Source organism: Prevotella sp. ICM33 (assembly GCF_000517825.1).
GTDB classification, from domain to species: domain Bacteria; phylum Bacteroidota; class Bacteroidia; order Bacteroidales; family Bacteroidaceae; genus Prevotella; species Prevotella melaninogenica.
In genome coordinates, this window is record NZ_JACD01000030.1 from 1 (window position 1) to 8,392 (window position 8,392).

An 8,392-nucleotide genomic window follows, 5' to 3' on the forward strand; every position below is an offset into this window, starting at 1 on the left:
AATTGACTTGCAAAAGGTGCCCTTTAAGACCCTTACTAACGCCCTTTTGAAGTCCAATTAAGCGCCTTTTACATTGCAACTTTATAACCAACTGATTTTCTGTTGGTTGCAAACTTACTTTTTATACGTGTTTTTATCCTTATCTATAGCTGTTTCACTCGAAATTATGTAATGTTTTTTCAATCATTATCTTCGCGAAATTTTACCGACTACGAATGACACGAATTATATCGCAATAAGCATTAGCGTAATTAGCGAAATTCGTAGTTAGTAAAGGAACATATTTCATATTTCATAATTCAAAATCCATAATTCATAATTATGATTACTGATATAATTCAGAATTCACAATTCATAATTCATAATTATGATTACTACTGTTAACTGTGGTTTATCACTACAATTAACTTGTCAACTTGTCAACTCGTAAACCTGTCAACTACCCATATCATAAAGTTCAAAGTTCAAACCTCAAAGTTCAAAGTTAAGTTCTACTTGTTTCTTTGTCGTTTGAAATAAAAATCGTAACTTTGCAGCCAAATTATTATATAATAAGGTATTAGAAAACGATGATTACACTTTCAAACCTTGCTATCCAATTCGGCAAGAGAGTTCTATACAAGGACGTTAACTTAAAGTTTACACCAGGTAATATTTACGGAGTCATTGGTGCCAATGGTGCTGGTAAATCAACCTTGCTTCGTGCCATTTCTGGCGACTTAGAGCCAAACAAGGGAACAGTAGAGTTAGGACCAGGTGAGCGTCTGTCGGTATTGGAACAGGACCACTTCAAATATGATGAGTATAAGGTAATGGACACAGTCCTCATGGGGCATGATGCACTTTGGCAGAACATGAAAGAGCGTGAGGAACTTTATGCTAAGCCAGAGATGACTGAGGAGGATGGTAATCGTGCTGCCGACTTAGAGTTGAAGTTTGCTGAGATGAATGGATGGGAGGCTGAAAGTAATGCAGCACAGTTGCTCCAGAACCTTGGCGTTAAGGAGGAATTGCATGAGAAGCAGATGTCACAACTCTCAAATACTGAGAAGGTGCGTGTGATGTTGGCTAAGGCTCTCTTTGGTAAGCCAGAGAACTTGTTGCTCGATGAGCCTACTAACGACCTCGACCTTGAGACCGTTGAATGGTTAGAGGATTATCTCGGTGAGATTGACGAGCATCAGACAGTATTGGTTGTATCGCACGACCGTCACTTCCTCGACTCAGTCAGCACACAGACAATCGATATCGACTTCGGTAAGGTAACCGTCTTTGCTGGTAACTACTCGTTCTGGTATGAGAGTTCACAGTTGGCTTTACGTCAGGCTCAAAACCAGAAGATAAAGGCTGAGGAGAAGAAGAAGCAGTTGGAGGAATTCATCCGCCGATTCTCTGCCAATGTTGCTAAGAGTAAGCAGACAACATCACGTAAGAAGATGTTGGAGCGTCTGAACGTAGAGGAGATTCGTCCTTCAAGCCGTAAGTATCCGGGTATTATCTTCTCTATGGAGCGCGAACCGGGTAACCAGATTCTTGAGGTTGAGAATTTGAAGGCTGTTGATGAGGATGGAACAGTACTCTTCGATAATGTGAACTTCAATATTGAGAAGGGACAGAAGGTAGTCTTCCTCTCTCGCAACTCAAAGGCTATGACTGCACTCTTCGAGATTATCAATGGTAATCGTGAGCCTGATGCTGGTACATATAATTGGGGTGTGACAATCACTACGGCTTATCTCCCATTGGATAATACCGAGTTCTTCGATTGCGATTTGAACCTCGTTGACTGGTTGTCACAGTTCGGTCCAGGTAACGAAGTGGCTATGAAGGGCTTCTTGGGTCGTATGTTGTTCAAGCAGGAAGAGGTTGAGAAGAAGGTGAACGTACTCTCTGGAGGTGAGAAGATGCGTTGTATGATTGCACGTATGCAGCTTCAGAATGCTAACTGCTTGATTCTTGACACACCAACCAACCACCTTGACTTGGAGAGTATTCAGGCGTTCAATAACAACCTGATTGGCTTTAAGGGTAATATCCTCTTTAGTTCACACGACCATGAGTTTATTAACACCGTGGCTGATCGTATCATTGAGCTGACTCCAAAGGGTACCATCGACAAGCTGATGAGCTACGATGACTATATCCATGACGAGCAGATTAAGGAGCAAAAAGCAGGAATGTACTAAGATTGTCAAAACATGGCATACTATTTGCAAGGGTATGCCATGACAAATAGTGCAATAAAATTATGAGTAAGAAAGAGAAAAATATAAAGATTGAAGGCGAAGAGCTGGAGTTGAATAACGAAGAAACAACCCAGAACGACGCTGAAACACAGGCGGAAGAAGCTAAGGGAGAGGAGACTCCTACAGAGGAAGAACTCGACCCATTGGCAGCTGCACAGAATGATGCTGAGCAGTGGAAAGACAAGTATATCCGTTTGGTTGCCGAATTTGAGAACTACAAGAAACGTACACTGAAGGAGAAGTCAGAACTGATCCTCAACGGAAGTGAGAAGACTGTAGCTGCTATTCTGCCTATCCTTGACGACTTTGAGCGTGCTACTGCCGATAAGACAGAGGACCCACAGGCAATTAAAGAAGGTTATGAACTTATCTATAAGAAGTTTTTGAAGGCCTTGGAGACACTCGGTGTTAACAAGATTGAGACCGATAATGCTGACTTCAACGTCGATTATCATGAGGCTATCGCAATGGTTCCTGGTATGGGCGACGATAAGAAGGGTAAGGTTATCGATTGTGTACAGACTGGTTATACGCTCAATGACAAGGTTATCCGTCACGCAAAGGTAGCAGTAGGACAATAGTAAGATGGCAAAAAGAGATTACTATGAGGTACTCGGAGTAAGTAAAGGTGCCTCTGAAGACGAGATAAAGAAAGCATACAGAAAACTTGCTATTAAGTATCACCCAGACCGTAATCCGGATGACCCTGAGGCTGAAGCAAAGTTTAAAGAGGCTGCTGAGGCTTATGATGTACTGCACGATCCACAGAAACGCCAACAGTATGACCAGTTTGGTTTCGATGCTCCTGGCGGTGGCTTTGGTGGTGGTGGTCCCTTCGGTGGAGCTGGTGGTTTCTCTATGGACGATATCTTCTCTATGTTTGGCGATGTGTTCGGTGGACATGGCGGAGGATTTGGCGGCTTCGGAGGTGGCGGACATCAAGCCCCTAAGTACCGTGGAACAGACCTTCGTTTGAAGGTTCGTCTGTCGTTGCAAGAGGTTGCTACGGGCGTTACCAAGAAGTTTAAGGTGCGTAAAGACGTTCCTTGCGAACACTGTCATGGCACTGGTGCTGAGGAGGGTAGCGGAACAGAAACTTGCCAGAACTGTCATGGTTCGGGTGTTGAAATCCGTACACAGCAGAGTATCTTTGGTATGATGCAGACCCAGACCACCTGTCACGTATGTAATGGTGAGGGAACTATCATTAAGAACAAGTGTACTCACTGTCATGGTGAAGGCGTTGTAAAAGGCGAGGAAGTCGTTGAAATAAACATCCCAGCGGGTGTTGCTGAAGGTATGGTGGTCAATGTTCCTGGCAAGGGTAACGCTGGTAGACACAATGGTGTGGCTGGTAATATCCAAGTATATATCGAGGAGGAACCTAACGACACCTTCATTCGTGACGGACAGAACGTCATCTATAATCTCTTGCTCGATTTCCCAACAGCGACCTTAGGAGGTCAGGTGGATATCCCAACCATTGATGGCAGCAATGTAAAGATTAAGATTGAACCAGGAACACAGCCAGGTAAGACGCTCCGCCTACGTGGTAAGGGTCTTCCAGCCGTACAAGGTTATGGCAGCGGTACTGGCGATTTAGTGGTTCACATCAGTATTTACGTTCCAAAGGAGTTGAATAAAGAGGAGAAGAAAATCATCGAAGACTTACGCCAAAGCGAAAACTTCCGTGGTGATAACAGCACTAAACGCTCTATCTTCGAGAACTTTAAGAAACTGTTTAGTTGAGCGAGTTGACGAGTGAACAAGTTTACGAGTAAACAAGTTATATGAGTTGACAAGTGAACAAGTTAAACAAGTTAGACAAGTTGACGAGTAAACAAGTTAAATGAGTTGATAAGTCGAACGAATTGACAAGTAAACGAGTTTTTAATTAGCAATGAGTTTACAAACAAAATTGAAATAATGATTATATGCCCCATTAGACTTATTTGGCTAATGGGGCTAAATCATTTCATCACCTATCATCACCCTTTATTATCCTATCATCGCATTTCATCAACACCCAACACCCATCACCCACCACCCATGAACTACCAAGAAACCGTAGAATATCTATTCAATAGCACACCCGTCTTCGAACACGTCGGGGCATCTGCTTACAAAGAAGGACTCGAGACAACAAAGGCTTTGGACGAGCACTTCGGTCATCCACATACCCACTTCCTTTCTATTCATGTTGCAGGAACCAACGGAAAAGGTTCATGCTCCCACACGTTGGCAGCTATCCTCCAAGCTGAAGGATATAAGGTCGGACTCTATACCAGTCCTCACCTCGTTGACTTCCGCGAACGTATCAGAGTCAATGGAGAAATGATATCTGAACAGGAGGTTATCGACTTTGTTGAACAGGAACGCAACTTCTTCGAACCCCTCCACCCTTCTTTCTTTGAACTTACAACAGCCTTAGCTTTCAAGCACTTTGCTGAGCAGAAGGTTGATATTGCTATCATTGAAGTGGGCTTAGGCGGTAGACTCGATTGCACAAACATTATCACTCCTATCTTATCGATTATCACCAATATATCACTCGATCACACCCAGTTCCTCGGTAATACGCTCGGAGCTATCGCAGCAGAGAAGGCTGGTATTATCAAACATCGTGTTCCTGTCGTTATTGGTGAGTCTGTCCCTGAAACACAGATTGTTTTTAAGGCAAAAGCACAGAAAGAGGATGCCCTCATTGTCTTTGCTGAAGACATCCCAGCAGTGCTTTCTTCTCATCCCAACCCTGATGGTGGTATCGCTTATCAGACTCGTTTCTTTGGCGATTTTGTGGGCGAATTAGGTGGTAGCTATCAAGAGAAGAACGCTAACACAGTGCTCACTGCGGTCATGCAACTGTATAATAAAGGTGTCATCAAGAACGCAGAAAGCATTGCTAAAGGCTTTGCCAATGTTTACGAACTGACGGGCTTAATGGGTAGGTGGCAGAAACTACAGGCTAATCCATTAGTGATTTGCGATACAGGACACAACGTTGGTGGATGGACTTACCTCTCCCAACAAATCAAACGTCAACAATGTGCGCAGAAACGCATTGTCTTTGGTATGGTGGATGATAAGGATCTGCATGCTGTTATGTCTATGCTCCCCGATGATGCCATTTACTATTGGACACAACCGAGCACGCATCGTGCTTTCCCTGCAGAGAAGGTTGCCGCAACAGCCGACGATTACGACCTACACGGAAAGGTCTTCCCAACCGTCCTCGAAGCCTACCAAGCTGCCCTTCAAGATGCTGACGAACAAGATTTTATCTTCGTTGGCGGCTCCAGCTATGTGGTTGCCGACTTGCTGACAAGCCTACAAAAGAAATAGCAAAAGACCCTTCTTTATTAACCCCATATTACTAAATAAAGTTTGATTTTAGTTTGCTGTCACTTTTAACACTTTACCTTAGATGCTTATAATCAACGCATTATAAGTATACAAGAAGTGACAGAAGTGACAGCAAAGTTGATTTTCATAATATCACGACCTCTCATTAGATGTTGGCAGTACTATGTCTTGTGAAATTTTAATTCCTCTTTCATTGCGAATTGCTTTCCATAACTTTGCAAAAGTTACCGACTAAAATATGTTAACGCACAACATTTAATTTACCTCCAAACAGTCAAAAAAGTAGGGGGTATTGTTGCAAAAGACAGATAATTTCCATAACTTTGCAAAAGTTACCGACTAAAATATATTAATATGACCATTCAAGAACAGATAAAACAACGGATAGACGAAGCTGAACCAGGAACGGTTTTCTTTGTCAATGACTTTGCTGAGTTTGATAATGAATATGTCAGTAAGTTATTATCGACGATGAAAGGTTTTGGTGTTCTTGAACGCCTCGCAAAAGGCATATACTATAAGCCGATAGTAACTAACTATGGCAATGTATATCCTTCGGCAGAGAAGATTGTAAAACTGATCGCAGAACATGAAAATGCGGAGATTCTACCAACAGGAGAATATGCTTTGAACGCCCTTGGTTTGTCAACACAGGTTCCGATGAAGGCAATCTATCTAACAACAGGATCGCCGAGGACTATAACTATAGGGAACAAGAAAATAAGACTGAAGCACAGAACTCCCAGCACATATTCGTATCACAGCAAGTTAATGCCATTACTTGTTTTAGCACTCAAGGCAAAGGGGCAATCAAACATAACTTCTGCTGATACAAATAGAATTGAGAAGTTAATCTCTGACTCAACCGAAAAGCAACAGATAAAAACGGATTTGGCAACAGCGCCAGTCTGGGTTCGCAAGTATATAAAACCAATAATAGAAAAGTATGAGCATTTGGCAAGATAAGACAATCGAAGAGCGTATCGCAATCGTACAGAATACAGCATTGAGAACAAATATAGAGGACTTGGCTATAGAGAAGGACTGGTGGGTAACGATTACCCTCAAAGCACTTTTCTCTACGTCATTTTCGGAGTTCCTGCTTTTCAAAGGCGGAACAAGTCTTTCTAAAGGTAAATGGGAGAACATTGATTTAAGAAGGTTCAGTGAGGATATAGACATATCTCTTAGCAGAAGTTGGTTTACTGAAACGGAAGAAAAACAGAAGCTATATCCTTTTGCCAAGTGCGAGAATAATAATCAACTGAAAAGCTTGCGGAAGGCATCGAGGGAGGTTATTTTCGAGCGACTTTCTCCTGAGTTAAATGAGCAACTTGCAAAATTGGGAGCTAAAGATTTCTACGTCGAGAATGTAAAGAGTATCATGCAAGACGGTGTTGAGATTCCTATTGATACAGACCGTGACCCAGTAGTGCTGAATGTTGTCTATCCCAGCATCTTAGATGAAACAAATGAATACATTCAGCCAAAGGTCAAAATCGAAATCAGCTGTATGTCTATGGATGAACCTTTTGAAAACCGAGCATTAACTTCACTGATTTATGATACTTTTAACGAAGTGGATAATGCTACCCAATGCTTTGTTCCTATGGTACTTCCTATCCGGACCTTTTTGGAAAAGGCATTATTGCTTAATGAGGAATATCAGAAGAAGTCGCCCGGAAGCGGAAGACAGGGAAAGCTTCAAAGTCGGGGACAGATGGTTCAAGCCGAACTATCATGCCCATATCGTTTTCGACTGGATGAACCACGAAACAGGAAAGAGCCGAAAGCTCAATGACGATGACATGATGCAGATGCAGACCCTTGCATCCGACATCCTGCTGATGGAACGCGGGCAGTCAAAGGCTGTCACTGGTAAGGAGCATCTGGAACGGAACGACTTTATCATTGAGAAGCAGAAAGCTGAACTGCAACGCATGGATGCAGCCAAACGGCACAAAGAAGAACAGATAAATCTTGCCGAGCAGGAACTGAAACAGGTGAAATCAGAAATACGCACTGACAAGTTAAAGAAGACAGCCACCACGGCAGCGACAGCCATAACTAGTGGAGTTGCTTCTCTTTTCGGGAGTGGAAAACTGAAAGAACTGGAACGTGCCAACGAAAAACTGCAAGACGAGGTTTCAAAACGGAACACCAATATTGAAAAATTGCAGAGCCAAGTACAGCAGATGCAGAAACAGCATGATACGCAAATCCACAATCTCAGAGAAATGCACAGGCAGGAACTTGACATGAAAGAAAAAGAACTGTCACGGCTCGCCAGAATCATAGACAAGGCTTTCAGGTGGTTTCCGATGTTCAGGGAAATGCTGCGCATGGAAAAGTTTTGTGCCATGCTGGGATTCTCTAAAGAAATGACTGAAAGTCTTATAGTCAAAAAAGAAGCCCTGAAATGTAGCGGTAAAATCTATTCCGAGCAACACAGGCGGAACTTTGATATAAAGGATGATATTTTAAGGGTGGAAAATGACCCTGACGATGAAAGCAGGCTGAACCTGACAATAAACAGGAAGCCGATTGCCGACTGGTTCAGGGAGCAATGGCACAGGCTTAGATATGGAGCAAGAGTGCCGCAACAGGAAGAAAGAAAAAGTAGAGGATTCAAATTATAATAGAAGCAATTTGATTAGTAATCTAAAAGCACTCCGATAACGATTAGAGTGCTTTTAGATTGTTTATCATTAATTATCAAAGCAAGTGCAGTTTAAGATTTTACTGAAGTTTGCATTAATAAAGAATATACTACAGCTGATATA

The 8,392-nt window shown here is 42.5% G+C and carries 5 protein-coding genes and 2 pseudogenes; all 7 read left to right on the forward strand.

Going from position 1 to position 8,392, the window contains the following annotated elements; all coding sequences use genetic code 11:
* Nucleotides 1-569 precede the first annotated feature (569 nt).
* A complete protein-coding gene (locus HMPREF1505_RS04245; RefSeq protein WP_036923041.1) occupies nucleotides 570-2,186 on the forward strand; it encodes an ABC-F family ATP-binding cassette domain-containing protein in 1,617 nt (538 codons plus the stop codon).
* 62 nt (nucleotides 2,187-2,248) lie between these two features.
* A complete protein-coding gene (locus HMPREF1505_RS04250) occupies nucleotides 2,249-2,827 on the forward strand; it encodes a nucleotide exchange factor GrpE (protein ID WP_036923045.1) in 579 nt (192 codons plus the stop codon).
* A 4-nt stretch (nucleotides 2,828-2,831) separates the two neighbouring features.
* Nucleotides 2,832-3,995 (forward strand): molecular chaperone DnaJ, encoded by a 1,164-nt coding sequence (gene dnaJ, locus HMPREF1505_RS04255; protein ID WP_036923048.1) that lies wholly within the window; start codon nucleotides 2,832-2,834, stop codon nucleotides 3,993-3,995.
* Between the two features lie 300 nt (nucleotides 3,996-4,295).
* A complete protein-coding gene (locus HMPREF1505_RS04260) occupies nucleotides 4,296-5,588 on the forward strand; it encodes a folylpolyglutamate synthase/dihydrofolate synthase family protein (RefSeq protein WP_036923051.1) in 1,293 nt (430 codons plus the stop codon).
* Nucleotides 5,589-5,963: 375 nt separating this feature from the next.
* A complete protein-coding gene (locus HMPREF1505_RS04265; protein ID WP_013265232.1) occupies nucleotides 5,964-6,575 on the forward strand; it encodes a DUF6088 family protein in 612 nt (203 codons plus the stop codon).
* Nucleotides 6,556-7,257, forward strand: a pseudogene (locus tag HMPREF1505_RS04270) (nucleotidyl transferase AbiEii/AbiGii toxin family protein); the annotation flags it as partial. The gene HMPREF1505_RS04265 and the pseudogene HMPREF1505_RS04270, both read left to right, overlap by 20 nt.
* A gap of 28 nt (nucleotides 7,258-7,285) precedes the next feature.
* A pseudogene (locus HMPREF1505_RS04275) lies at nucleotides 7,286-8,248 on the forward strand (mobilization protein); the annotation flags it as partial.
* Nucleotides 8,249-8,392 lie beyond the last annotated feature (144 nt).

What these genes read in the sequence shown, in the direction of transcription:
- HMPREF1505_RS04245 (WP_036923041.1), top strand. Translation starts at nt 570, where the DNA reads ATGATTACACTTTCAAACCTTGCTATCCAATTCGGCAAGAGAGTTCTA.
- HMPREF1505_RS04265 (WP_013265232.1), top strand. Translation starts at nt 5,964, where the DNA reads ATGACCATTCAAGAACAGATAAAACAACGGATAGACGAAGCTGAACCA.
- HMPREF1505_RS04250 (WP_036923045.1), top strand. Translation starts at nt 2,249, where the DNA reads ATGAGTAAGAAAGAGAAAAATATAAAGATTGAAGGCGAAGAGCTGGAG.
- dnaJ (WP_036923048.1), top strand. Translation starts at nt 2,832, where the DNA reads ATGGCAAAAAGAGATTACTATGAGGTACTCGGAGTAAGTAAAGGTGCC.
- HMPREF1505_RS04260 (WP_036923051.1), top strand. Translation starts at nt 4,296, where the DNA reads ATGAACTACCAAGAAACCGTAGAATATCTATTCAATAGCACACCCGTC.